The organism is Candidatus Dedyshia acidiphila, assembly GCF_051025295.1.
Taxonomy (GTDB): Bacteria; Acidobacteriota; Terriglobia; order Terriglobales; family Acidobacteriaceae; genus KBS-83.
The window spans coordinates 1-1,983 of the sequence record NZ_JBMGJV010000083.1 but is presented as its reverse complement, the minus strand read 5'-3'; the positions used below and the strand labels follow the sequence as shown (position 1 = coordinate 1,983).

Below are 1,983 nucleotides of genomic sequence, written 5' to 3'. Positions count from 1 at the left end.
CGTGGTGCTCAAGCTCGATACCTTGTTCGCCAAATGCAAAAACGCCGTAGCTGGTTTCGGCAAGCCCGATCACTGCCCTGCTGAACGCCTGGGGAGACGTGGATAGAACCTCCCATGTATACGGATTCACAACGGAGATCCGCTTGCCCCAGATCAGGTAAAGCAAACCTTCTCTTGTCGGCAACATCGCACTCACGCCCCCCACGCCTAACTCGTGCAGCATAGGTGTCCAGTTACCACGAACGAAATGCCACAGTCCATGCGACAGACCTAACGTGCCGCCCAGAACACTGCCGTCCCGCAGAAGGACAAGGCTCGTGAACTCGTAGGCGTTGCGGTATTCCGTGCGCAATTCTGGCAATGGCAGGCTGTTATATCGCCCGTCCCTCAACTCGGTTATGCCGCCATCGTCTAGAACATGTACATGGCCATTGGGGCTACAGATCACGGACCAGATGTCGAGGTGGCGCTTCCATTGATCCAGCAATCCATCTTTCACCTCGCCGACGAAGCCATCGGCAACTGTCGCCCAGGCAGCACCTGTCGAAGACGTACAAACGGACCACCAGCCATTCACCGCATGCTTTACGACCGGGACGAGCGTTGCCCGTTGGAAGTGTTCCAGACCTCTTCCACCGGCAACCCACATGTCATCGTCACGACCCTGGAGCAGAGCACGATAGCCTGAATTGAGAAGACCGTCCGCGACTTCGTACGTGTCCTGCCGCTCTGATGGTGACGCACCATGGCCGTGCTCTCCGTCACCTGTGTGCAGGCGCTCCAGCCCGCTTTCGGCATGAGACGTCCACACCTCGCGGCTCACCGCGACCACTTGGCTTACATCCTGCTTCTCACGGGGTGCCGGCAGCCGTTTCCCTGACTGGGAAAGGTGGATAAGTCCAACTGGAGAGGCCTCTTTGCCCTTAACGGAACCGGCCCCATCCTGTGCGGCAGTAGCAGCGAGCCAGATGCTGTGATCCAGGCCTTCTGAGAATTCCAACGGATGGAGGACGGAAATCCCGGTACTGCGAAAAGAAGATTCACCGCTCGGACGTCGGTACACCATCTGGTCTGCGGTAAGCCACTGCGTATCCCGCGAATCGATGAATAGCAGCGCTATTTGGGACGCTTTCTCTATACCTGCCCTGAGACGCCACGATCCATCCGCATTCAGGGTGGCGAGCTTCTTCTCATTCAAGACTGCCCAGATCGTACCGTCTGAGCTTTGCTGTACTTCGCCGACGGACATCTGTGAGCCTTGGATGGTTGCATGCAAGGTCTGACTCACGCCGTTCCGGATTCGGGCAAGCTCCGGGCTACCATCGAAGGCCCATAACGAGCCATCTCTCGTGACGACCATCGACTGGACGTTTCTTTTCGGTACGAGGCCAGACTGGGCAAAGTGCAAGCCATCGAAGCTGTAGAGACCGTCACGCGCACCCAGCCAGATTATGCCATCCGGCGTCTGCGCCAGGGCGTTGATGTTCTGCGGTGCGCCCTCTCTTGCTGTCCACGTGGTGTGGAGCATCTGCCAGATCTTCTGGTCCTGAGCGAAGAGAGGAGCCGGCGTGAACGCCGCAAGCATGAACAACACGCACTGCAGGGCGAGACTGTAGGCAGACCGACTCGCGATTCCATATCTCTGCTTTAACCCGGACATCCCGTCCTTCACTCATCAGCAGCAGTCGATCAGCACATCGCTGCTCCCGTGGAAGGCGATTATAGGGCGTGTCGTACGAAGCGGCACCTGTCCGACCGAACTCCTCGCTCGCCCCGCAGGATCACTAGTAGGCAGCACTCGGGAGCTAACGATTGGGCCGGGTCATTTCTACGATCAGTCGATTTTCAATTGCTATTGGACGCATTCGGGCTCTTGAAGACCATCCGCGCAGACGTTTCATATGGACGCTCGCAATCAATCGTCGCTGCCCTCGGATTGTCTGAACGCAGCCTGTGCGTGCCGTCAAACGTCTACCCGAAGCG

General features: G+C 57.9%; 1 protein-coding gene. It reads right to left on the bottom strand.

What is annotated here, in order from left to right; translation table 11 throughout:
• The coding region (locus AC5IJH_RS18310) for a hypothetical protein (protein ID WP_491904263.1) at positions 1–1,594 on the bottom strand (1,594 nt) is incomplete at its 3' end.
• Positions 1,595–1,983 lie beyond the last annotated feature (389 nt).